Origin of the sequence: Vreelandella boliviensis LC1, from assembly GCF_000236035.1 — a bacterium.
In the GTDB taxonomy this organism is placed as follows: domain Bacteria; phylum Pseudomonadota; class Gammaproteobacteria; order Pseudomonadales; family Halomonadaceae; genus Vreelandella; species Vreelandella boliviensis.
In genome coordinates, this window is the sequence record NZ_JH393257.1 from 1,694,101 (window position 1) to 1,716,673 (window position 22,573).

Sequence of the window (22,573 nt, forward strand, 5' to 3'; positions counted from 1 at the left end):
TAAATGTTAGCGGGCGAAGCGTTGCGCCATCAAGCGTTCATTAACCATTCATGATCAGGGTCGTTGTGGAATTTCCATACCCGTTTGGGGCCTGCCATCACATTTAAGTAATAAAGCGAGTAGCCGTGGGCGGCGCCAACGGGGTGATAGCCCTTGGGAACCAGTACGCAGCAGCCATTTTCCACTGCCATGGTCTCATCCAGGCTGCGGTCATCGGTGTAGACGCGCTGAAAGGCAAAGCCTTGGGCGGGGTTAATGCGGTGGTAGTAGGTCTCTTCCAACTGCGACTCGTGGGGTAAGTTATCCGCATCGTGTTTATGCGGCGGGTAGCTCGACCAGTTGCCTGCAGGGGTGAATACTTCGACCACCAGCAGGCTATCGGCAGCCTCGGTTTCGGGCAAAATATCGTGAATATGGCGGGTATTGGTGCCCTGGCCGCGGGTGCTCTGCTTGATGTTGTCAGGTGCAATCAAGCGTGGCGCATGATTGCCATGCCCTGGGGCCGCGCACACGGCCAGCTCAAGATCGGTGGTGGCTTCCACCGCGTAGCTAACCCCATTGGGTAAGTAAACCGCGTAGGGCGGAATCTGCTCAAAGATATCCATACGCTTGCCGATATCATCAAAGCGATGCTCACCGCAGGCCACATTGGCGCGGCCAGTGAGCAGCACCAGGCAGACTTCCTGATCATCGCTGCTGGCCTCCAAGCGCTGGCCCTTGGCGAGTTTATGTACCCGAAAGCCGACATGCGTCCAGCCAGCAGAGGCGGGGGTAACATCAATCACGGTGCCTTGTGCATCCGGGGTGGCGGGGCGTACCAGTAGTGAAGTCATTCTTCGCTCCTCCTAACGGTTCGGCGACGATCTTGTCAGCCAAACGTCTTGAAAATAAAACCTTACGTGGCTGCTTAAACCGAAGCATCGAGCAGGATTTTGCGCCCTTCGCGTAGCGAGCGCTCCGCTGCGTCGGCTAGGCGCAATGCTTCCAAGCCATCCTGGGCGCCTGCCAGAGGGGCACGCTTTTCGCGCCAAGCATCGACAAAATCGCCAATCTCAAATCGATATGCCTCTGCATAACGCTCTAAAAAGAACCACTTGGGTTTCTCTTCCACTTGCCCTGCCTCGCCGGTAAAGCGTAGCCGGGTATCAGACTCGTTTTGCGCCTGTAGCATGCCTTGGCTGCCAAAGGCTTCGATACGCTGGTCGTAGCCGTAGCTGGCGCGCCGTGAGTTGCTGATTTGGCAAAGTTTGCCACTGGCCGTGGTGAGAGTAACCATGGCGGTATCCACGTCCCCTGCTTCGCCAATCGCAGGGTCGATGATGCTACTGCCGACGGCAAACACGCTTTCGATGGGTTCATCCAGCAGCCAGCGTGCCATGTCTAGGTCATGAATCATCATGTCGCGGAACAAGCCACCAGAATCACCCACATACTCGGCAGGCGGGGGTGAGGGGTCGCGGCTAATAATGGTCAGGGTTTCCAGTGCCCCAATACGCCCTTGGGTAATGGCCCGTTTAAGCGCTGCAAACTGAGGATCGTGGCGACGGTTAAAGCCTAGCGCGCAGGTCACCGGATGTTCGCTGAGCACCTGCAGGGCATCGCGAGTGCGGGCTAAATCCAGGGCGATAGGCTTCTCGCATAGAATCGCCTTGCCCGCACGTGCCGCGCGTTCCAGATATTCCGCGTGGGTGGGCGTGCTGGAGGCAATCAGCACTGCATCAATGGTGTCGTCGGCGAAAATATCATCGACACTGACCGCGCGGCTTGCGTACTGCTCGGCGAGGGCTTCTGCGGCAGGCTGATGAAAATCGGCTACGGCGGCCAAGGTAACGTTCGGGTGTGAGTGAATGGCCTGGGCGTGCACCTTGCCGATGCGTCCAGCGCCGATAAGTGCGAGTTTCATAGGCTCTCCTGTTTTGTTGTTGGTGTTGGCTTGTTTGGGCGTTAGGCATTACGTTTTTTGTCGTGGTCCTTTTCTTTGTCACGTGTTTTGTCTTGCCGCACCCCTAGGGCAATTGCCAAGGTCTGGGTCAGGCAGAGCGATGCGGTCAAACTGCGGAAGCTTTTTACCTCGGCTTCGTTGACCACAAACACCACGTCGGCGAAACGGGCCAGTGGGCTGAGGGTCGAGTCGGTAATCACCACAATCGGCAAGCCGCGCTGATGGGCATCTTCGCAGGCTTTTTGGCTTTCTTCGGCATAGGGGGAGAAGCTGATGGTCAGTAGGGCGTCGTGTTGGCTCATAGCGCGCAGCTGCTCGCCGTACATCCCACCCAACCCATTGACCAGTAGAGCGGGTTTATCCACATGGGCCAAGGCATAGGTCATATAGCTGGCGACCATGAAGCTTCGCCTTGCGCCCATCACATGGATAGCGTGGGCCTGCTCAAAAATATCCAGCGCCTTTTCTAGGCTCTCTGGATTAATGCGGCTAGGCAGCTGTTCTAAAACAGCGCGATTAGCATCGGCGAACTCCCACAACAGCTGGGTGCTATCTGGGGTTTCCCCGGTGGCGCTGCGCACTGCGCGAATTCGCTCTGTGTAATTGGGCAACTCATCAACCAAGCGACTACGAAACAGCTGCTGCATTTCGGAAAAACCCTTAAAACCCAAGCTATTGGCCAGGCGAATCAAGGTGGAGGGAGTTACATCCGCCTGCTCGGCAATTTTTGCCACGGTGGCCAAAGCGACTTCCTGAGGGTGATCAAGCACAAAACGCGCGGTTTGCTGCAAGCGTTTGCTTAGCGTGGCGTACTCGGCGGTGATCAGCGTTTCCAGCTCGCGGTAGCTTTGTGGTGGCTGTGGCATACAAATTCCTTAGCGTTAACTCATGTACCACTCATTGACTCATTAACTAATAAGCAACGTGGCTGGTTGATATGTAGTCTAGCCGTTTGGAATAAATATTCCATTTATACCAAAGTATAGAATAAATAATTTGCTAGTTTTTCTGTTTGGAATCTATATTTCATATCGCCAAGGCATTTAATGCCACTTCCCTACCAACAACGATAAAGTTATGAGGAATTATTTATGGCACGTCTATCTCAATGGCTTCTAGCCTCCGCCGCCACCACGGCATTAATGGCAGGTGCCGCACAAGCACAGGAACCGGAACAAGAAGCGAGCCGCTTCGTCATGGTGACCCATGGCGTTCCCTCTGATCCTTTCTGGTCAGTAGTGAAGAACGGAGCCGAGGCCGCCGCTGATCTCGTCGGCGCGGAGCTCGAGTACCGCGCACCTTCCACCTTTGATATGGCCAAAATGCAGCAACTCGTCCAGGCGGCGATAGCGTCTCAACCAGACGGTTTGATCCTCTCTTTCACCGACGAAAATGCCCTGGGCAGCGTTGTGCAAGATGCGGTCGATAACGGCATCCCAGTCATCACCATCAATTCCGGTGGCGATGTATCAAAAGATTATGGCGCTCGTTTGCACATTGGGCAGAGTGAGTACGAGGCGGGTAAGCAGGCCGCCGAGCGTATGCAAGAGATGGGTGTTGAGAAAGGCGTTTGCGTCAACCATGAACAGGGCAACCAGGGCCTTGACCAGCGCTGTGATGGCTTTGTCGACGGCTTTGATGGCAACGCTGATCAGTTGGCGACCACCTACGACCCCACCAATATTCGCAACGCTATCGTGGCTTATCTCAACCAGAACAGCGACGTTCGCGGTGTGTTAACGCTGGGCGCGCTGGCGGCAGATCCAATGATTAAGGCTATGCGTGAGCAAGGTGCTACCGACGCATTCACTCTGGGTACCTTTGATCTCTCACCGGGCATTCTAGAAGCGCTTGATGCGGGCGACTTGGACTTTGCGATCGACCAACAGCAGTACATGCAGGGTTACTTGCCCGTCATGTTCCTGGATCAGTTCGCTAAGAATGGACTGTTGCCCGCAGGGGATGTTGCTACCGGTCCGGGATTTGTTACGCAAGAAAATGCTGCGCAGGTTATTGAGCTGAGTAGCCAGGGCATCCGTTGATAACAACCTAAATCGGAAAAGGCTCGGCGCTGCCGAGCCTTGGGAGTCGAGCGCCATGAGTTCCAATGAGACTAACCCATCGGCTGCGCCAGCAGCGGCTGATAAAGACGAACGGATCCAGAGAGTATCGTTCTGGAAGAAAGCATTAAATCGCCCTGAGTTGGGGGCGCTGGCCGGTACCGTGCTGGTGCTTGCCTTCTTTATCGCCGCCTCCAGCGGCACCGGGATGTTTACCCCCGCGGGTATTATTAATTTCCTCGAAGTCGCCGCACAACTGGGCATTATCGCCACGGCGGCTGCGCTGCTGATGATCGGCGGTGAGTTTGATCTGTCGATTGGGTCGATGATTGGCCTCGCTGGCATCCTGATCGCCATTCCTGCCGTGGAGTATGGCTGGCCACTATGGGCCGCTATTTTATTGGCATTCGCTTGTGCCGGGTTAGTGGGCTGGATTAACGGTAACCTGGTTAATAAAACGGGGTTGCCGTCGTTTATCGTTACCCTGGGTTTTCTGTTTATTCTGCGTGGACTGGCGATTGGTGTCAGCCGGTTGTTGACAGGGCGTACTCAGGTCGGGGGCGTACAAGAGCATATTCCTGGCGATTGGTTCGCGGCACTATTCTCAGGCGAGGTAGCCACGGGCCTGTTCTCCTGGATGGCCACGCAAGGCTGGATCGGCACTAACTTCGCGGGCAACCCCGTGGTTTCAGGCATTCCGGTCTCAATCGTCTGGTGGTTGGGGTTAACCGCCGTGGCAACCTGGGTACTGCTGTGCACGCCCTATGGCAACTGGATTTTCGCTAGCGGCGGCGACGCCAACGCTGCACGTAACTCGGGCGTGCCTGTCCACCGCGTCAAGATTTCGCTTTTCATGTTTACCGCTTTCTCCGCCACCATCTTTGCCTGCATTCAGGTCATGGATACCGGTTCAGCGGACACCATTCGCGGCTTGTTAAAAGAGCTGGAGGCCATTATCGCAGTGGTGATTGGCGGCGCTTTGCTGACCGGTGGCTATGGGTCTGCCATTGGTGCAGCGCTGGGTGCGCTGATCTTTGGCATGGTGCAAATGGGTATCTTCTACACCGGTGTTAACACTGACTGGTTCCAGGTCTTCCTGGGCATGATGCTGCTGGTGGCCGTGCTGTTCAACAATTACATGCGCAAGAAGGCGATGGAGGCCAAGTAACATGACAACTCAAACGCCAATGATCGAAATGCGCAGCGTCAGCAAGCACTTCGGCAGTGTGATCGCCTTAAGCGATATCTCGATGCAGGTCTATGCCGGCGAAGTGATGTGCCTGTTGGGGGATAACGGCGCGGGCAAGTCAACGCTGATCAAAACCCTCTCCGGGGTTCATCAGCCCACCCATGGCGAGATGCTGCTGGATGGAGAACCCGCCCGCTTCAAGTCACCGGCTTACGCGCTAGACGCGGGTATCGCGACGGTTTTTCAGGACTTGGCGATGGTGCCGTTGATGTCGATTACCCGGAACTTCTTTATGGGTCGCGAACCGACGGTGGGTTGGGGGCCGTTTAAGCGTATCGATTGGAAATACGCCGACCGCATTGCCAAGCAGGAAATGTCCAAAATCGGCATTGATGTGCGCGATCCAAGTCAGCCGGTGGGCACGCTTTCCGGTGGTGAGCGTCAGTGCGTAGCGATTGCCCGGGCGGTCTATTTTGGCGCCAAAGTGCTGATTCTGGATGAGCCAACGTCCGCCCTCGGGGTCAAGCAGGCCTCTGTAGTGCTGCGCTATATCGCCAAGGCGCGGGCCGATGGGTTGGCGGTCATCTTTATTACCCACAACGTTCACCATGCCTTCCCGGTGGCCGATGCGTTCACCCTTCTATCACGTGGCGGTAGCCTGGGCTCCTTCCGTAAAGAAGAAGTTACCCGCGAAGAAGTGCTCAACATGATGGCTGGTGGTGCTGAACTGGAGAGTTTGGATGCAGAACTCGCTGAGTTTCAGCGCAGCGACCGCGAAAAAAAAGCCAATAGCGCTGCTGCCGACCAGCCCACTCCAAAGGCCGATGGCGGGAATGTCGATGAGTCTGCCGAAAAACGTTTAGCAGGCGGCTATTAAGTATAAGTACAGTGCCGTGGGGAGGATTTATGCGCAATAACAGTATGCAACACCGACCGCTTGACCTGATTTGCATGGGGCGGGTGGCGGTCGATCTTTACGCCGAGCAGATTGGCAGCCGTTTAGAAGATGTGGCCAGCTTTGCCAAGTACCTGGGTGGCAGCTCGGGCAATATGGCCTACGGTACTGCGCGGTTAGGGCTGAAATCCGCCATGCTCTCGCGGGTCGGCGATGAGCAGATGGGTAACTTCGTGCGCGAAGAGCTGGAGCGGGTAGGGGTAGATACTACTGCGCTACAAACCGACCCCGAGCGCCACACGGGCCTGGTGCTGTTGGCGTTGAAAGACCGCGAAAGCTTTCCGCTGCTGTTTTACCGTCGCGACTGCGCCGATATGGCCATCGATGCCGACGCTATCGATCCTGAATTTATTGCCCGGGCAAAAGCCCTGGCGATTACCGGTACGCACCTGTCTACCGATACCACCCGCCGGGCGTGTCGCAAGGCGCTGGACGCCGCCGCTCATTATGGCGTGAAGCGGGTGCTGGATATCGACTACCGCCCCGTGCTGTGGGGGCTGACCAATCCCGGCGATGGCGAAACCCGCTTTATCGCCGATGATAAAGTGACCACCGACCTACAGCGCTGGCTACCCGATTTCGACCTGATTGTGGGCACCGAAGAAGAGTTTCATATAGCCGGCGGCAGTACGAACACTTTGGCGGCCCTGCGCGCAGTGCGTGAGGTTAGCGAGGCTACTTTGGTTTGCAAGCTGGGCCCCATGGGCTGTGTGGTGTTTGAAGGCGCCATTCCTTCACGCATCGAAGACGGTATTTTGGTCAAGGGCGTGCAGGTTGAAGTGCTTAATGTGCTGGGCGCCGGTGATGCCTTTATGAGCGGGTTGCTGCGTGGCTGGTTACGCAATGAGCCGTGGCAAACCAGCGCCGGGTACGCCAACGCCTGCGGGGCGCTGGTGGTGTCACGCCACGGCTGTGCCCCCGCCATGCCCACTGAAGACGAGTTATTTGATTACCTGGCGCGCCGCGACGAAGTACCCCGTCCGGATATCGATCAACGCCTAAATCATTTGCACCGGGTCACCACCCGAGTGCCTGCTCAGTGGCCTGAAGTGTTGGGACTGGCGTTTGACCATCGCAGCCAACTGACCGATATGGCCCGCCAAGCGCATGCCGACAGCGCGCGACTGCCTAAGCTCAAGAAGCTATTGGTTTCGGCTGCCGAAGAGGGCGCCAAACTGGGCGGCATTACCACCCCTGCGATTCTCATCGATGACGTGTTGGGTCAGGACGCGCTCAACCAAGCCAGCGGCAAAGGCTGGTGGATTGGCCGCCCGGTGGAATTGCCGGGGTCACGTCCGCTGCGCTTCCAGCATGGCGATGATCTGGGCGCTCGTCTGCGCCTTTGGCCACGTGAACACATTATCAAGTGCCTGGTGTTCTACCACCCTGACGATGACATTTCTCTGCGCCTAGAGCAGGAGGAGCGTCTGCGTCAGGTCTATGCGGCGGCCTGTGCCTACGGTCTGGAGTTGCTCGTTGAAGTTATCCCGCCCGCTAGTTTGCCCAGCGACGACACGACGCTGCCGCGCAGCCTTCAGCGCCTCTACAACCTGGGCATTCGCCCCGACTGGTGGAAGCTTCCCGCCATGTCAGACGCCGCCTGGCAGGCGGTGGGCGAGACCATTGAGCGGGAAGATGCCTACTGTCGTGGCGTCGTACTGCTTGGGCTAGACGCGCCCATGGACGATATGAAGCGCGGCTTTCAAGCAGCAGCCAATCATGCCTGCTGCAAAGGGTTCACCGTTGGACGCACGTTATTTGCCAGCGCCAGTCGTGATTGGCTGGCGGGGCATATCGATGATACCAGCTTGGTAGAGCGGGTCGCCCAAAACTATGCCGACCTGATAAAGGCGTGGCGGCAATTAAGGCAGGTGCAGCCGCAAACGCTGACCCACACCGAGGAGGCGTAAGATGAGCACCATTCGACTCACCATGGCCCAGGCGCTGGTCAAGTACCTTGCCGCCCAGCGTATCGAGCTAGATGGTCAAGAACAGGATGGTCAAGAAGTGCCACTGTTTGAAGGCGTGTTTGCGATTTTTGGTCATGGCAACGTAGCCGGGTTGGGCGAAGCGCTCTACCACGTACAAGACGAATTGCCGACCTTCCGTGCCCATAACGAACAAGCAATGGCCCACGCGGCGATTGCCTTTGCCAAAGCCAGCGGCCGTCAGCGCTTAATGGCCGCCACCAGCTCGATTGGCCCAGGGGCGACCAATATGGTTACCGCTGCGGCGCTGGCCCATGCCAATCGTTTGCCGATCTTGCTGCTGCCGGGAGACACCTTTGCCACCCGCGACCCCGACCCGGTACTCCAGCAGGTAGAGCATTTCGGCGACCCGACCATTAGCGTTAACGACTGCTTTCGTCCGGTATCGCGCTACTTCGACCGTATTAACCGCCCGGAGCAACTGCTGACCAGCTTGCCCCAGGCGATGGCCACCCTGCTTGACCCCGAACACTGCGGCCCGGCGACCCTGGCGCTGCCCCAGGATGTGCAGACCTTTGCCTACGACTACCCGGAAGCCTTTTTTGCCCCCAAGGTACATCGCATTCGCCGCCCGCCGCCGGATCTTTACGAGCTTCGCCAAGCCATCGCTGCGCTCCAACAGGCCAAACGCCCGCTAATCATTGCCGGCGGCGGCGTGCATTACGCTGCTGCCTGCGACGCCTTAGCAGCGTTTGCTAAAGCGCGCGGTATTCCGGTAGCTGAAACCCAGGCGGGCAAAGGCGCGTTGGCCGATAGCCACCCCTGCGCGGTAGGTGCCATTGGGGTGACCGGCAGCGCCGCCGCTAATCAGTTGGCGGAGCAGGCCGATGTTATTTTGGCGGTGGGTACCCGCCTCCAGGACTTTACCACCGGCTCCCGGGCGCTGTTTGAAAGCAGCGATAAAACACTTATCGCCCTCAACGTTGGCCGCTTCGACAGCGTTAAGCATCAGGCGCTGCCACTCACCTGCGATGCCTTGATTGGCTTGGGTGAACTTGATGAAGCGCTAGGCAAATGGCGCGGCAGTGATGAATGGCGCGAACAAACCGGAACGCTCAAGCGCGAATGGGCCGAAATAGTACACCGGGTAACCGCCGATCAAGGGCTGGCGCTACCCACCGATGCCCAGGTGATCGGCGCGGTTAATCGCCAAGCAGGCAGCGATACCACCGTGGTATGCGCCGCCGGTGGCTTGCCCGGCGAGCTGCATAAGCTCTGGCAATGCTCGGGCCCCGGCAGCTACCACGTGGAGTATGGCTTCTCCTGCATGGGCTATGAAATTGCCGGTGGTCTAGGCGTCAAAATGGCCAAACCAGACAACGAAGTGGTGGTGATGGTCGGCGACGGCAGCTACCTGATGCACAACTCGGAGCTGGCCACCTCGGTGATGCTGGGCCACAAGCTGATTGTGGTGGTGCTGGATAACCGCGGCTATGGCTGTATCAACCGCCTTCAGAACGCCACTGGCGGCGCGGGGTTTAACAACCTACTGCAAGATTGCCGCACGGTGGAGGCGGGCGCGCCTAAAACCGATTTTGCCGCCCACGCCAAATCACTGGGCTGTGAGTCTGAATCGGTGAGCGGTATTGCCGAGCTGGAGCAGGCGCTGGTGCGCGCTCGTAGCGCCACTTCGACCTATGTGATTGCTCTGGATACCGACCCGTTACCCAGTACCCAGGAAGGCGGCACTTGGTGGGATGTGGCCGTACCCGAGGTCTCCGAGCGTGAGGCGGTCAATAACGCCTATCAAGGGTACCGCGAAGCCAAACAGCGCCAACGCCATTAATACCAACAAACATAAACACAAGGAATACGTTATGCCAACGGTCACTTTAGGCATCAACCCGCTCACTTGGACGAACGATGATTTGCCCAGCCTGGGCGGCGCAACACCGCTGGAAATCTGTTTGAAAGAGGGGCGCGAAGCGGGCTTTAGCGGCTTTGAACTGGGTAATAAATTTCCCCGCACGCCGGACGCCTTGAATCAGGTGCTTAGCGCTCACGATTTGGCGCTTGTTTCGGGCTGGTACTCCGCACGTCTGTTAGAGCGCAGCCCAGAAGAAGAGATTGAAGCCATTCAAGACCATATGAACCTGCTCAAGCAGTGTGGCGCCAAGGTGATGGTGCTGTGTGAAGTCACTCACTGTGTACACGGCGATCAGGAGCGCCCGCTCTCCCAGCGTCCGCATCTTGCCGAGGACGAATGGCAACGCTTGCTCAAAGGCTTGGACGTGGTTGGCGACTACCTCAAATCCCAGGGCATTCAACTGGTGTATCACCACCATTTGGGCACGGTGATCGAGAGCCAATCGGATGTTGAGCGCTTAATGGACAACACAGGCGAAGGTGTGGGGTTGCTGCTCGATTTTGGTCATCTGCGTGGTGCGGGCGGTGACCCGCTCGCCATTGCCAAACGCTACAGCGGGCGCATCCATCATGTGCACTGCAAAGACCTGCGTTTTCCGGTGCTGGATGCAGTGCGGAACCGGGATAAAAGCTTTTTAAACGGCGTGCTGGACGGCCTGTTTACCGTGCCGGGAGATGGCGATGTGGAGTTTCTGCCTGCCTTAACCCACCTGTGCGAACAGGGCTATCAAGGCTGGTTGGTGGTGGAAGCCGAGCAAGACCCGGAAGTCGCCCACCCGCTGACTTATGCCCGTCTGGGCTACCGCAACTTACGTCAACTGGCCGAGCAGGCGGGTTTTGACATTGCCGACTAAAACAGTACCCGTGACGCATTTTTATCAGGAGTCGTTATGAAGACGCTATCCCACTATCTCAATGGCCAGCATATCGCAGGTCAGAGCCAACGCACTTCGCCAGTCTATAATCCGGCCACCGGCGAGCAGAGCGCCCAGGTGGCGCTAGCCAGTGCCGACGAGACCCGTGACGCAGTGCGCATCGCCGATGAGGCTTTTGCCGACTGGTCAAAAACCTCACCGCTAAAGCGCGCTCGAATTCTGTTTAAATTCAAGGAGCTGGTCGAGGCGCACACCGATGAGTTGGCGCGACTGATCTCCAGTGAACACGGCAAGGTATTTTCAGACGCCAAAGGCGAAGTGACCCGCGGTCTGGAAGTGGTCGAGTTCGCCTGCGGCATTCCCCACTTGCAGAAAGGCGAGCACTCCATGAACGTTGGTACCGGCGTGGATAGCTACTCGATGATGCAGCCGCTGGGCGTGTGCGCGGGTATCTCACCGTTCAACTTCCCCGCCATGGTGCCCATGTGGATGTTCCCCATCGCCCTGGCCTGTGGCAACACCTTCGTGATGAAACCGTCTGAAAAAGACCCCTCTACGCCGCTGCGCTTGGCCGAGTTGTTAAGCGAAGCGGGCCTGCCGGATGGCGTTTTCAACGTCGTCAACGGCGATAAAGAAGCCGTGGATGTACTGCTCACCGATGAGCGTGTCCAGGCGGTGAGCTTTGTGGGTTCCACCCCGATTGCCGAGTATATCTACGCCACGGCATCAAAACATGGCAAACGCGTTCAGGCGCTGGGCGGCGCCAAAAACCATATGGTGATTATGCCTGACGCGGATCTGGATCAGGCTGTCGGTGCCCTGATGGGCGCAGCCTATGGCTCGGCAGGGGAACGCTGCATGGCGATTTCTGTCGCGGTGCCGGTGGGCGAAGAGACCGCCAACCGCCTGCGTGAAAAACTGGTGGCTGAGCTGGAGAAATTGACGGTCGGGCCTGGTCTGGTCGATGGCCCTGATAACGATATGGGCCCGCTGATCACCCGGGAGCATCGCGATAAAGTGGCGGGTTATATCCAAACCGGTGTTGATGAAGGCGCCGAGCTGGTGGTGGATGGCCGTCAGACAAGCATAGACGGCGCAGGTGATGGCTACTTTATTGGTGGCAGCTTGTTTGACCATGTGACGCCTAAGATGCTCATTCACTCCGAGGAGATCTTTGGCCCGGTGTTGGCGATTGCCCGCGTGGAGAGCTTTGACGAAGCGGTCAGCATGATTAATGCCCACGAGTACGGTAACGGCACGGCGATCTTTACCCGGGATGGCGACGCTGCGCGTCAGTACTGCGAGCAGATCCAGGTCGGTATGGTGGGTGTTAATGTGCCGATTCCGGTGCCCATGGCGTTCCACAGCTTCGGCGGCTGGAAGCGCTCGTTGTTTGGCCCGCTGCATATGCACGGCCCGGATGGCGTGCGCTTCTACACCCGCATGAAAACCATCACCCAACGCTGGCCCAGCGGCATTCGTGAAGAGACCAACCACTTCACTATGCCGACGATGTAAACAGCCTGATAGTGGCTCACTAAACAATGACGCCGGGCCTCGCCCGGCGTCATTGTTTTGCAACAGGGATAATCATAATGAAAACCCTCAAGATTGGCTTAATCGGCACCGGCTTTATGGGTAAAGCTCATGCTATCGCCTTTAATGCAGCGTCCAGCGTTTTTGAACTGCCCGCTAAACCGGTGTGCGAACTCTTGGCAGATGTCGACCTCGCCACCGCAGAAAGCCGCGCGCGTGCCTGGGGCTTTTCCCGCGCCACCAATGACTGGCGAGTCCTGGTGACAGACAGTGACGTGGATGTGGTGGATATCTGCGCGCCCAATTTTCTGCATAAAGAGATGGCGCTGGCCGCCATTGCCGCGGGCAAGCATGTTTACGCTGAAAAGCCGCTGGCGCTAAGTAGCGCCGATGCCGACGAGATGGTCGCTGCGGCAGAAAAAGCGGGCGTCAAAACCCTGGTGGGCTTTAACTATATTCGCAATTCCGCCACCCAATTGGCCCGCCAAATTGTCGCCAGCGGTGAAATCGGTGAATTGACTCACTTTCGTGGACGCCACAACGAGGATTACCTGCTCGACCCGCAAAAGCCTCACGACTGGCATACACAGCGGGCAACAGCGGGTGCTGGCGCGCTAGGCGATGTGGGGTCGCATATTCTCAATATGGCCGAGTTTTTAACCGGGCAGCGTATTACCGAGGTATGCGGCCAGCTACAGACCGTCATCGCCAAGCGACCGAAGGCTGACGGCAGCGGTATGGCCGCAGTGGAAAACGACGACCAGGCCCAGGTCATGCTGCGTTTTGACCAGGGATTAATCGGTAATATCGAGACGTCTCGGGTAGCCGCTGGGCGCAAAATGGGGTTGGCCTATACGCTAACGGGCACAAAAGGCGCTATTGTGTTTGATCAAGAGCGCATGAGCGAGCTGCAGCTATATCGCCATGGTGATGCCCCAGGGAGGCGCGGCTTTACCACTTTGTTTACGGGCCCCGAACACCCCGACTATGCCGCTTTCAGCCCCGCGCCGGGGCATGGATTGGGCTATAACGATCAGAAAATTATCGAAGTGCGTGATCTTGTAGAAGGCATCATCAACAATCGCCCCCTCTACCCCGATTTTCGCGAAGCTGCGCGAGTAAACCGGCTGATTGATGCCATCGAAACGTCCGATCAGGCCCGACAGTGGGTGATGGTATAGTAGTTGCTACTACAATAAGCGCTTGGGCCTTTCTACAAAGTCCCAGGCAGGCAAAGTTAAAGTATTATGAGTGTCGCGAGGCCCAAGAATGATAAAAAGCCGACCACATCGGTAACAGTGGTTAAAATCACTGCGCCAGATATAGCGGGATCAATCTGCAGCTTTTTCAATGCCATTGGAATCAGCACTCCTGCTACGTTGGCGAGACTCATATTGATAAAGATGGCCAGTGTGATCACCAGCGTAATCATGGGGTCGCCAAACCACATATGTGCAATTAAGCCGACCACTAACGCCCACACCAGGCCGTTGCTCATGCCTACCCACATCTCTTTGTTATAAAGCCATTTTATATTGTTACCCGCAAGCTGGCCCAGCGCTAAACCGCGTATGACGACGGTGAGGGTTTGACTGCCTGCAATACCCCCCATGCTTGCAACCACCGGCATCAATATCGCCAGCGCAACAATTTTATCCAATACCGCTTCGAATTGACCAATAACGAAGGCCGCTAAAAAAGCCGTTAATAGGTTGATACCTAGCCAAATGCCGCGGCTTTTCGCACTGCGGGTAATCGGAGTAAATACTTCCTCCTCGTTACTGACGCCTGACATATGTTTTAACGTCATATCAGCGTCTTCTTGGGTGATTTCTAATACGTCGGCGGAGTTTAGCTGCCCTACCAATATCCCATCGCTATCGCATACTGGCACAAAGTGAAGCTCTTTAGAACGCAGTACAGCTGCGGCATCACTGACTTTCATTTGATCATTTAGGGTAAAAAAATCAGCCATATAAGCATCAACCACTGCGTCTTGTGGCTGTTTGATTAAATCAATCAGGGTCAAGGTGCCGAGTAAGCGTTTATCCTTATCAGTAATCATGATCTGCTGCGACTCATCGTCGAGCAGGCGATGGATGCGGATATAGCGTTGCACGGCCTCTAACGAGACGCCTTGTTTTACATTGACCGTTTCGGGATCCATGTAACGTCCCACCACGTCATCTTCATAGGCATGAAGATTTTCGACCTGGGCGCGTATTTCTTGGTCTAAGCTGGCGTAAACGCTGGTTTTGATGGCCTCGTCAGCAACATCCAATACTTCAGCCACTTCCTGGGCATCCAGGCCTCTGACAATCTGCTCCACATCGCTGGCAGACAGGTCTTCGATGTAGTCGGCACGGATATCTTCGTCAACTTCGGCGAGCACCTCGCCGATTAACTCGTCAGGCACATATTCCCAAAGGAAATCGCGTGTTTTGGCCGGAAAGGATTCAAGTGTTCGCGCGATGTCTAAAATATCGAGTTCAGAGAAAAACTCTTGTAGAGCTGCTGTGTCGGGGGTATCCAAAAGCTTTTGAAGGTAGAGCAGCAGCTCTTCGTTATTGGTATATTTTTCATCATCGCGCATAGTGTCCATCCTCTGGGAAATTGTTTTTCAATCCAATTGCTTGAAAGCGTTTTTGATGGCTCGCCTTAGATTCTATCGACAGGCTTAGTTGAAAGCCATGCAGGCTATCAGTGAAAGCATTGGATTCATTAACAGGAATGGAGAGAGGTTGGCAGGTTGTGGGTGGCTGTTTTCAGTGCAGGAAGTGCTTGTGGGAGGGGGGCCGCCTGGCCGAGGTTTTTCGCGCAGGCGGCACTGGCAAAGTTACGGGGTTGGCTTAACCATTACGAAACAGAAAGCTGTAGGCATTTAGCGCAGGTACGCCGCCCAGGTGGGCGTAAAGTACTTTAGAGCCCGCGGGGAAATCACCGTTGCGCACCCTATCGATCATGCCGTGCATGGATTTGCCTTCGTAAACCGGGTCGGTGAGTACGCCTTCCAGGCGGGCGCACAGGCGAATAGCTTCCAGCGTGCCTTCATTGGGCAGGCCGTATTCTGGGCCGCCATAGCGGGTATCCAAAATCACATCGTCATCGGCGATACCGCCTTCCAGCTCCACCAGCTCGGCCGTATTGCGCGCAATGCGTAGGATCTGCTCGCGGGTTTGCTCCGGCTTGGCGGAAGCGTCGATGCCGATCACTCGCTGGGCGCGGCCATCGGCGGCAAAGCCCACCACCATGCCCGCCTGGGTACTGCCGGTGACCGAGCACACCACTATATAGTCAAACGTGAAGCCTAACTCTTTCTCTTGCTGGCGCACCTCTTCGGCAAAGCCCACAAAACCTAAGCCGCCGTAGGGGTGTTCAGAACAACCCGCGGGAATCGGGAAGGGCTTACCGCCGCGCTGGCGAACATCATCCATGGCCTGCTCCCAGCTGGGGCGAATGCCGATATCAAATCCCGCCTCATCCAAGCGCACATCGGCACCCATGATGCGCGACATCTCAATATTACCTACTCGGTCATACACCGCATCGGAGTAGTTCACCCAGTTCTCCTGTACCAGCACGCACTGCATACCCAAATGAGCGGCAACGGCGGCAACCTGGCGGGTCTGGTTGGACTGAATGCCGCCAATTGATACCAGCGTATCGCAGCCCTGTTCCAACGCTTCGGGAATCAAGTATTCCAGTTTGCGGGTCTTATTGCCGCCAAAGGCTAGGCCGCTGTTGCAGTCTTCGCGCTTGGCGTAGAGCTCCACTGCTCCCCCCAGATGTTCACTCAAGCGTTTGAGCGGCGTGATAGGAGAGGGGCCAAAGGTGAGTGGGTAACGCGGGAAGCGTTCTAGGTTCATAGCAGGCTCCAGCTTTATAAAGCATTGGGTGCGATATCGGAAAGTCGCTTGGCTAAGGTGTGTGTGAAACGTCTGTGTGAACAGTTGGCGTGCTCTCTGCTATTAATAGTAAGTGCTCGCCGATATTTTTGTGTTGCAAAGTTTCCTGCTTATAAGCAATAAAAAGTGCTATAAAAGATAAATTCTGTTTTTAAATAGTGTTTAAAATTGATTGAGGTAAATAATAGTGCGTTCAAGAACGATGCGAACGGGCGCTGAGCCTGATGACCAGTGGGCGGAGCTAGATCGTACAGACCGGCGTATTCTCAAACTGCTTCAGGACGACGCTACACTCTCCAATGTGGCGCTGGCTGAGCAGGTGAACTTGAGTCCAGCGGCCTGTTTGCGAAGAGTTGAGAAGCTTAAACGAGACGGGGTGATCAGCCGGGTGGTGGCGCATTTAGACCCGGAACAGCTGCAGGCGGGCATGGTGGTATTGATTGGCGTGGTGCTGGATCGCTCGACGCCGGAGTCCTTCGCCGCCTTTGAAGAGGCCGCCCAGAAAGTATCCGGCTGTATGGAGTGCCACGTGGTCACGGGAGAGTTCGACTACTTTATGCTGGTGCGCACCCGGGACAGCCAAAGCTTCAACAGACTACACGCCGAACAGTTGCTATACCTGCCCGGCGTGCGTCAGATTCGCTCGTTTATGGGGCTGCGCCAGGTGGTCTCGACTCATAAGGTGGTGGTTTAAAAGTTGGCTTTCTGCCCTTGGTTGCTTCCTGCTACTCTTCTGGCGATGCAGATAAACGGAGACTGCGACCAGGAAACGTCAATTTAAAGAGCCATCGAAGCAGCAGATAAATCAAAGAGAAAAGCAGCGGTATCATGATTTGAAGCGTAGGTTCAGCGAGAATAATATCCCACGGGCCTGGCTCCATTTTCAGGAGGTAGCCACCAAATCGGCTAACGTTTAGTGTTTTACCAGTTGCATGGCAAGCCACTTTAATCCCCGTCGCCTCTTGCTCGGTTGCCGAAAATACACAAGCCGTATCGGCTGACTTGCCAGTGGCATCGGTTACCCATACCTCATCACCAAGCTGAAGATCCAGTTCCATTACGGGATAGCGTAGTTCCGAGAGTAGTCTTTTTTCCATCACAACCACACTTCCAGCCCGAAGTACGGGGGGCGGCTCTCCTGAAGAAGCCGCATATGTCTCGCTACCAATAGCACCAACTGCTAATAAGCTACCACTGAAGGGAAGATCGCCTATATGGACACGGAGTGAGGCGGAATCTCCCCAGTGCCAAGTAACTTTTTCAGTTACTTGATTTTCCAGGGTGATGACTGGAATGGCACGGGATGACTGATTATCGGCTCCAACTGATTCTGTCCTCTGGAGAGCGTCATCCTGAATACTTAACGACTCTCTTAAGGGTGTTGACTCGTTCGATTCATACGTTTGCAGTGTTATGTGCATTGATCCGCTACCGTAGCGAACCATACGTACATTTGACCTAGGGCCAATCTCTATAAGGCCGCTGAAGGCAAAGGAGTCTATCAAGCTATCATTTAATGGATCTGCCTCCCCTAGAGTAGCGTCTACCTGTTGAGCATACCAACGGGTAGCACTCACGCCTGTCGTGACCATATCTAGGACTTCGGTATCTGCGACAATATGAAAGGTGCTAGGTTTGCGTAGTATCTCAACTAGCACATAGACCACAAAAAGCAGCAGCACTAAAGAAAGAATCAAGACAACGGCTGGGTGCCACCGAATTGGCTTATCACATGCTCTTTGCTCCTTTTTCTTATTGCCTCTACCTATAAGGTTAAGTTTAGCGAACCAATTAAGCAGGCTTTTCATGGCGCTAACGGAAAGGGGATTGGCGGGGCGCGATTGGGTCCCTGGAGTCGAACTAACTCCGTTTGATCGAAGAGCGGTACACCGTGATTTCGAAGCGCAGCAATATCAACGAGGCATTGTCGGTCAAAGGCAATACGTTGAGGTTCAGGTATGACATCACATTCAATAGCTTGCGGTGGAGTATTTTCATAAGGAATGACAAGAAAAGTTTGCATACGACTACTGTTGATCATGACGGCCAATCGTTTTGCTTCTTCTGGGCGCTCCCAAGAAACGGGCAAGATATACTGAGTTGGTTGCCCAGGATCACAGCTGCGCTTTACTTCGGCTAGAGCCGTTAGAACGTTCGAACGATCTTCAGCATAGAACGCAGGCTCACGGCTCTCGAACATTACTCGTAGCAGAGACGGGGCTTCCGATACTTCTAAGGGGGCTCTTAACAGACCTGTATAACGCCCATCTCTTGCCAATAGCGACAGACATAGCTCAGTGCCTTCGGTTTCAATGCCGTGTGGTACCCATACATAAAGCTCCTTGCCACTGGGTTTGCCGCGTTGCTCAAACATAGCACCCGCGAGGGGTCTCCCCGAAACTGGCACAGTGGAAGAGAAGCCTTCGTCCACCATACGGGCAGTTATCTCCCGTTCTGGGAGTGATTGGGCGCAGGCCAAGCTACTGAGCAGCAGGCTTGCCGCGAGGCCCCACCGCGCATTCATGATAAACGGATCCGTGCTGGCAAGCTGGCACTGTTTCCGTTGGCTTTGTCTTCACCACTTTGCAGGCTACCTATAAAGCAACTCAGCATGCCAGCCAGTTCAGTACCCGAAAGCTCATTAAATGCCAAGCCGCAGGTGTAGTGATAGTTTCCTCGACCATCCCTGTAAGATTTCAATTCAAGTCGTAAGCCACCACGATCTAGCTGCCCCACGAAGTCGTTATTACGAACCGCCGCTGCACGAAACTTCCCTGTAATCTGGTCGTTAGTAGTGTCAATTTTCAATTCAGTAAGTGTGAGCTCACGCCATAAGCTGTAAGTATAGGCTTGGGCTTGGCTGGCCTGAGTTGGTTCTACGATTTCTACTACTATAAAGTCTCGACTATTAATTAACTGACGGAGACCTGCGGTTTGGAGTCGCTCGTCATCGCTAAGCATGGCAGTTTCCATGGCCATGTTGCGCAGTAGTGGATCGCTTCCTTTCATAACTTCCTCGAATACTGCCATGCGGACTGAGGCACTATCGTCGGCAAGCAAGTTACGCACTCGGTCTATAATTCCGGCTCGTTCTTGAGCTGCCTCAAGGCTGGCAAGATCTAACGCCATCAGCGGAAAACTGGCGAATGCCAGCAACAACCCCATCCAGCAAGCACGAACATGTTTCATAAGAGCCTCTCACGCAGGTTTACTGTTGTTGTCAGCGCATGGTGGTACTGCGCACTCGTAAGTAGCCTTCTCGGGTTTGCCACCAGGGTAACCCTGCCACTTTACCTGTTACCTCAACACTTTGACCCACGCTCAACCAACGTACTACCTCGGACCACTGACTGGGCTCCTCGCGAATAGCGGTGCGTTCCGTGACAATAGCTAAACCATCATGGGGCTCCACGGGTAGGCTGGATGGTGGAAGCTGGGTTGGGCCGGAAGTTTGAAAGAAGCGTGCGACAAGATGGCTTAGCGCATCATGTCGATAGGCATTGACTGAGCCGTCACCAGTTGTAAGTACCATTCCTACTGGCGAGCCATCCAATAGCAATTGCGAACCGCTGACACCCTTGAAGGCTTCGTCCACTGGATCAATCGCCCTAACCTCTACATAACGATCATCCATACCTGTGAAGCGCACCGGGTAAGAAACTATACCGCCTGTCTCACGTACTCGAAGGATAGTGCCCTGGCGGTTACTGGCTACCGCTTCGGCTAGGGTGGCATTGAGATTATCTATTACCGGCCAGCCCATCCCGCAGGTGATCTTGTCTTGCGACGCCACACGTATCACAGCGATGTCGTCTCCGAAGGTGCTCTCAAGTGAAGCCGATGCCCAGACACGTCCCGTTGACATTACACTGAGCCCCAAGCCGAAACCGATAACATGTTCGGGTACGATGGCAAAGCATTCGCCACTACGTACACGGAGTACGCCCTGTCCTACTTCTTCTCCTTGAACCAATACAGGGGCGGCAGACGCTATTAGTACTGTGGTCAGGAAGAAATAACCGCTTATCATCCACAGCACTACCTTACACATAGGAGCCACAGCCATTCTCCCCTCTGGGATTCTTGGCCGTATCTCGGCCAAGTGATATGAATCAGCGTTTTACTGAATCATTGCTCACTAAGAAGCTTGGTGTAATTTTGTGTTAATTTTTATTTCAATTTAGCACTGAAATATGGGCTCATCAATAAATGAACCAATAGAATTAAGTGATGTTGTTAAAGAAAGGGCACGCCGACCTCTATTGATGAGTTCCGCCAGAAAACCTTATTCACATGAGCTTTTATCATTGGCGCGCGAGCTGTTAGAGATAAGCGAAGACGAAGGCTCTGGCCGGGTGACTAGCCACAGGGCAATCAGCATAAGTAGCACAACCATCAACCAGCGTTGCCAGCCGGGGCCGAGTGACCAAGCGGTAATCAGCGCACTCAACGCGATCATGCTAACGGCCGCGAGCTTGGCTCGGCGGGGGATAGCGCGCTCTTGCTCCCAGGTAACCAACAGCGGGCCGACATAGTGGCGGGAGCGAATCCAGGTCTCAAAGCGGGGCGAGCCTTTGGAAGCGCAGTAAACCGCCATCAGCATAAACACGGTGGTAGGTAGCAGGGGCAGAAAAATACCCAGTACACCGATGCTAAAATTCACCCCTGCCAGCACCACCCACATGAGGCGGATCAATCTCATTGTTGCTCCCAAATTGGCACGCGGTGGCGCATCAATGGCCTGTTATGTGCGAATAAGTATGGACTTATATTATGGCTTTACCACTCAACAGGATAGTGCTTGATGGTTACTGCTAGCTGTCTTAAGGCGCTAGTGCTAGCAGGGGCTTGCCATGGCGAGCACCCTGTATATGCAGCAGCTCGGCCGCGTAAACGCTGGCGATGGTCGCGGGGTTAAGCACTTGCTGGGGTAGGCCATGGTCAATACGCTTGCCTTGATGCAGCAGCCATACCCGGTCGGCGTAGGTGCTCGCCAGGTTAAGGTCGTGGAGTACGCAGACCACCGCCATGCGGTGCTGCGTGGCCCAGGCGCGTAGCTGGCGCATTAGGCGCTGTTGCTGGCCGATATCCAGAGCGCTGGTGGGCTCATCCAGTAATAGAAGACCGCCATCCTTGGCGGTAGGAGAACTTCTTGAGAGAAGCTGGCAGGCGCCGCGGGCGATCATCACCCGTTGGCGCTCGCCGCCGGAGAGCGAGAGTACGCTACGTTTGGCGAGGTGGGTGAGGTCCAGGTCGTCCAGCAGCGCCGCTACCAGTGATTTAGCCGGGTTACTGCCTAGGCTTAATAGCTCGTCGGTTTGCCAGTCAAAGCCGGGCAGCTCCTGCTGGGCGACTAGCGCGCGGCGGTTGGCAAGCTCGGCGATGGGCCACTCATTTAGGGCTTTTCCATCTAAGCGTAGCTCGCCCTGTTCGGCAGGGCGAAACCCCGACAGCATGCTAAGCAGCGTACTCTTGCCTGCGCCGTTGGGGCCGACAATGGCCAGCAGCTCGCCGGGGCGAAGGGTGCCGTCAAGGGGCGCGATGGTGGGTGTGGTGGTTAAACCCGCTTGATGAAGGGTTAGCATGCTCGGTTCCTGCGCATCAGTAGGTACAGGAAGTAGGGCCCGCCCAGCAGGCTGGTGAGTAGCCCGACAGGGATTTCCGCTGGGGCTGCAAAGGTGCGCGCAAGCGTATCGGCCACGACCAGCAGCAGCGCGCCGCCTAACATCGAAGCGGGTAGCAGCAGTCGGTGGCCGGGGCCCAACCAGAGCCTTAGGCAGTGGGGGACTAGCAGGCCTAGAAAACCAATCACCCCGGTGAGTGCCACACACAGACCTACGCCCAGCGAGGTCGCCACCACCACCCGGCGTTTTAGGCGGCTCGCATCCAACCCCGCCGCGTGGGCGGTCGCTTCGCCTAGCTGGAGCAGGTCGAGTTCACTGGCGCTGCGCATTAACAGCCATAGGGCGACGGCAATCAGTACCAGAGCGAACGCCGTGGTGCGCCACAGGGCATTCGTCAGCGTGCCCATGCCCCATAAACTAAGCTGGCGCAGCTGTTCATCGCTGGCGATAAAGGCTAAAACCCCGCCGCCTGCCCCAGCCAGGGTATTGATGGCCAGGCCAGCCAGCAGTAGCGTCATCACCGCGGCACTGCCGCCGCCCTGGCGCTTGGCGAGGCCAAATACCATCAAACAGACGCATAAAGCGCCCAGAAAACCCGCCGCAAACTGGCCGTAGAGGCTGCCCGCGCCGCCG

The 22,573-nt window shown here is 55.8% G+C and carries 21 protein-coding genes; 9 read left to right on the forward strand and 12 right to left on the reverse strand.

What is annotated here, in order from left to right:
- Nucleotides 1–29: 29 nt before the first annotated feature.
- The 3 genes from iolB to KUC_RS07565 all read right to left on the reverse strand — a co-directional run bounded on the left by iolB (nucleotide 30) and on the right by KUC_RS07565 (nucleotide 2,808).
- On the reverse strand, nucleotides 30–833 hold the full coding sequence (iolB, locus tag KUC_RS07555; RefSeq protein WP_007112571.1) for a 5-deoxy-glucuronate isomerase: 804 nt from the start codon (nucleotides 831–833) through the stop codon (nucleotides 30–32).
- 74 nt (nucleotides 834–907) lie between these two features.
- Nucleotides 908–1,903 carry an inositol 2-dehydrogenase gene (gene iolG / locus KUC_RS07560; protein WP_007112572.1) on the reverse strand — a complete coding sequence of 332 codons (996 nt, stop codon included), beginning with the start codon at nucleotides 1,901–1,903 and terminating at the stop codon, nucleotides 908–910.
- Between the two features lie 41 nt (nucleotides 1,904–1,944).
- A complete protein-coding gene (locus KUC_RS07565) occupies nucleotides 1,945–2,808 on the reverse strand; it encodes a MurR/RpiR family transcriptional regulator (protein ID WP_007112573.1) in 864 nt (287 codons plus the stop codon).
- Nucleotides 2,809–3,033: 225 nt separating this feature from the next.
- Here KUC_RS07565 and KUC_RS07570 point away from each other — a divergent pair, with 225 nt between their 5' ends.
- The 8 genes from KUC_RS07570 (at nucleotide 3,034) to KUC_RS07605 (ending at nucleotide 13,592) form a co-directional block, all read left to right on the forward strand.
- Nucleotides 3,034–3,984 (forward strand): sugar ABC transporter substrate-binding protein, encoded by a 951-nt coding sequence (locus KUC_RS07570; protein WP_040479848.1) that lies wholly within the window; start codon nucleotides 3,034–3,036, stop codon nucleotides 3,982–3,984.
- 55 nt (nucleotides 3,985–4,039) lie between these two features.
- Nucleotides 4,040–5,170 (forward strand): ABC transporter permease, encoded by a 1,131-nt coding sequence (locus tag KUC_RS07575; RefSeq protein ID WP_040479851.1) that lies wholly within the window; start codon nucleotides 4,040–4,042, stop codon nucleotides 5,168–5,170.
- Nucleotide 5,171: 1 nt separating this feature from the next.
- The gene (locus tag KUC_RS07580) at nucleotides 5,172–6,068 is read left to right on the forward strand and encodes an ATP-binding cassette domain-containing protein (protein ID WP_040479854.1); all 897 of its coding nucleotides are present in this window, start codon (nucleotides 5,172–5,174) and stop codon (nucleotides 6,066–6,068) included.
- A gap of 29 nt (nucleotides 6,069–6,097) precedes the next feature.
- Entirely contained in the window at nucleotides 6,098–8,056 is a 1,959-nt protein-coding gene (locus KUC_RS07585) for a bifunctional 5-dehydro-2-deoxygluconokinase/5-dehydro-2-deoxyphosphogluconate aldolase (protein ID WP_007112577.1), read from the forward strand.
- A 1-nt stretch (nucleotide 8,057) separates the two neighbouring features.
- Nucleotides 8,058–9,920 (forward strand): 3D-(3,5/4)-trihydroxycyclohexane-1,2-dione acylhydrolase (decyclizing), encoded by a 1,863-nt coding sequence (iolD, locus tag KUC_RS07590; protein WP_007112578.1) that lies wholly within the window; start codon nucleotides 8,058–8,060, stop codon nucleotides 9,918–9,920.
- A 31-nt stretch (nucleotides 9,921–9,951) separates the two neighbouring features.
- A complete protein-coding gene (gene iolE / locus KUC_RS07595; protein ID WP_007112579.1) occupies nucleotides 9,952–10,854 on the forward strand; it encodes a myo-inosose-2 dehydratase in 903 nt (300 codons plus the stop codon).
- Nucleotides 10,855–10,890: 36 nt separating this feature from the next.
- Entirely contained in the window at nucleotides 10,891–12,393 is a 1,503-nt protein-coding gene (locus KUC_RS07600) for a CoA-acylating methylmalonate-semialdehyde dehydrogenase (RefSeq protein WP_007112580.1), read from the forward strand.
- Nucleotides 12,394–12,470: 77 nt separating this feature from the next.
- Nucleotides 12,471–13,592 carry a Gfo/Idh/MocA family protein gene (locus KUC_RS07605; RefSeq protein ID WP_007112581.1) on the forward strand — a complete coding sequence of 374 codons (1,122 nt, stop codon included), beginning with the start codon at nucleotides 12,471–12,473 and terminating at the stop codon, nucleotides 13,590–13,592.
- Nucleotides 13,593–13,648: 56 nt separating this feature from the next.
- Here KUC_RS07605 and mgtE read toward each other — a convergent pair whose 3' ends face one another.
- A complete protein-coding gene (gene mgtE / locus KUC_RS07610) occupies nucleotides 13,649–15,004 on the reverse strand; it encodes a magnesium transporter (RefSeq protein WP_040479858.1) in 1,356 nt (451 codons plus the stop codon).
- 256 nt (nucleotides 15,005–15,260) lie between these two features.
- Complete coding sequence (locus tag KUC_RS07615; protein WP_007112583.1) at nucleotides 15,261–16,277, reverse strand: 1-aminocyclopropane-1-carboxylate deaminase; 1,017 nt, start codon at nucleotides 16,275–16,277, stop codon at nucleotides 15,261–15,263.
- Nucleotides 16,278–16,503: 226 nt separating this feature from the next.
- Between KUC_RS07615 and KUC_RS07620 the strand changes: the two genes are divergently transcribed.
- The gene (locus KUC_RS07620; RefSeq protein ID WP_244264759.1) at nucleotides 16,504–17,010 is read left to right on the forward strand and encodes an Lrp/AsnC family transcriptional regulator; all 507 of its coding nucleotides are present in this window, start codon (nucleotides 16,504–16,506) and stop codon (nucleotides 17,008–17,010) included.
- A 31-nt stretch (nucleotides 17,011–17,041) separates the two neighbouring features.
- Here KUC_RS07620 and KUC_RS07625 read toward each other — a convergent pair whose 3' ends face one another.
- The 7 genes from KUC_RS07625 to KUC_RS20000 form a co-directional block, all read right to left on the reverse strand.
- Entirely contained in the window at nucleotides 17,042–18,124 is a 1,083-nt protein-coding gene (locus KUC_RS07625; RefSeq protein ID WP_007112585.1) for a hypothetical protein, read from the reverse strand.
- On the reverse strand, nucleotides 18,121–18,690 hold the full coding sequence (locus tag KUC_RS07630) for a hypothetical protein (protein ID WP_007112586.1): 570 nt from the start codon (nucleotides 18,688–18,690) through the stop codon (nucleotides 18,121–18,123). Before KUC_RS07630 ends, KUC_RS07625 begins: the two co-directional genes overlap by 4 nt.
- A 146-nt stretch (nucleotides 18,691–18,836) precedes the next feature.
- Nucleotides 18,837–19,505: a hypothetical protein gene (locus KUC_RS07635; RefSeq protein ID WP_007112587.1), complete on the reverse strand. Its 669-nt coding sequence runs from the start codon at nucleotides 19,503–19,505 to the stop codon at nucleotides 18,837–18,839.
- 31 nt (nucleotides 19,506–19,536) lie between these two features.
- Nucleotides 19,537–20,376 carry an SH3 domain-containing protein gene (locus tag KUC_RS19570; protein ID WP_141243410.1) on the reverse strand — a complete coding sequence of 280 codons (840 nt, stop codon included), beginning with the start codon at nucleotides 20,374–20,376 and terminating at the stop codon, nucleotides 19,537–19,539.
- Nucleotides 20,377–20,601: 225 nt separating this feature from the next.
- Nucleotides 20,602–21,018 (reverse strand): YbaN family protein, encoded by a 417-nt coding sequence (locus KUC_RS07645; protein WP_040479866.1) that lies wholly within the window; start codon nucleotides 21,016–21,018, stop codon nucleotides 20,602–20,604.
- 121 nt (nucleotides 21,019–21,139) lie between these two features.
- The gene (locus KUC_RS07650; RefSeq protein WP_007112590.1) at nucleotides 21,140–21,901 is read right to left on the reverse strand and encodes an ATP-binding cassette domain-containing protein; all 762 of its coding nucleotides are present in this window, start codon (nucleotides 21,899–21,901) and stop codon (nucleotides 21,140–21,142) included.
- On the reverse strand, nucleotides 21,895–22,573 hold a 679-nt coding region (locus tag KUC_RS20000; protein WP_244264760.1), incomplete at its 5' end, for a FecCD family ABC transporter permease. The genes KUC_RS07650 and KUC_RS20000, both read right to left, overlap by 7 nt.

Excerpts from the sequence above, each read along its gene's own strand:
- iolG (WP_007112572.1), bottom strand. The coding sequence starts at position 1,903 with ATGAAACTCGCACTTATCGGCGCTGGACGCATCGGCAAGGTGCACGCC.
- KUC_RS07605 (WP_007112581.1), top strand. The coding sequence starts at position 12,471 with ATGAAAACCCTCAAGATTGGCTTAATCGGCACCGGCTTTATGGGTAAA.
- KUC_RS07650 (WP_007112590.1), bottom strand. The coding sequence starts at position 21,901 with ATGCTAACCCTTCATCAAGCGGGTTTAACCACCACACCCACCATCGCG.
- iolE (WP_007112579.1), top strand. The coding sequence starts at position 9,952 with ATGCCAACGGTCACTTTAGGCATCAACCCGCTCACTTGGACGAACGAT.
- mgtE (WP_040479858.1), bottom strand. The coding sequence starts at position 15,004 with ATGCGCGATGATGAAAAATATACCAATAACGAAGAGCTGCTGCTCTAC.
- KUC_RS07585 (WP_007112577.1), top strand. The coding sequence starts at position 6,098 with ATGCGCAATAACAGTATGCAACACCGACCGCTTGACCTGATTTGCATG.
- KUC_RS07635 (WP_007112587.1), bottom strand. The coding sequence starts at position 19,505 with ATGAAACATGTTCGTGCTTGCTGGATGGGGTTGTTGCTGGCATTCGCC.
- iolD (WP_007112578.1), top strand. The coding sequence starts at position 8,058 with ATGAGCACCATTCGACTCACCATGGCCCAGGCGCTGGTCAAGTACCTT.
- KUC_RS07600 (WP_007112580.1), top strand. The coding sequence starts at position 10,891 with ATGAAGACGCTATCCCACTATCTCAATGGCCAGCATATCGCAGGTCAG.
- KUC_RS07570 (WP_040479848.1), top strand. The coding sequence starts at position 3,034 with ATGGCACGTCTATCTCAATGGCTTCTAGCCTCCGCCGCCACCACGGCA.
- KUC_RS07645 (WP_040479866.1), bottom strand. The coding sequence starts at position 21,018 with ATGAGATTGATCCGCCTCATGTGGGTGGTGCTGGCAGGGGTGAATTTT.
- KUC_RS07630 (WP_007112586.1), bottom strand. The coding sequence starts at position 18,690 with ATGTTTGAGCAACGCGGCAAACCCAGTGGCAAGGAGCTTTATGTATGG.
- KUC_RS07625 (WP_007112585.1), bottom strand. The coding sequence starts at position 18,124 with ATGAAAAGCCTGCTTAATTGGTTCGCTAAACTTAACCTTATAGGTAGA.
- KUC_RS07575 (WP_040479851.1), top strand. The coding sequence starts at position 4,040 with ATGAGTTCCAATGAGACTAACCCATCGGCTGCGCCAGCAGCGGCTGAT.
- KUC_RS07580 (WP_040479854.1), top strand. The coding sequence starts at position 5,172 with ATGACAACTCAAACGCCAATGATCGAAATGCGCAGCGTCAGCAAGCAC.
- iolB (WP_007112571.1), bottom strand. The coding sequence starts at position 833 with ATGACTTCACTACTGGTACGCCCCGCCACCCCGGATGCACAAGGCACC.
- KUC_RS07565 (WP_007112573.1), bottom strand. The coding sequence starts at position 2,808 with ATGCCACAGCCACCACAAAGCTACCGCGAGCTGGAAACGCTGATCACC.
- KUC_RS07615 (WP_007112583.1), bottom strand. The coding sequence starts at position 16,277 with ATGAACCTAGAACGCTTCCCGCGTTACCCACTCACCTTTGGCCCCTCT.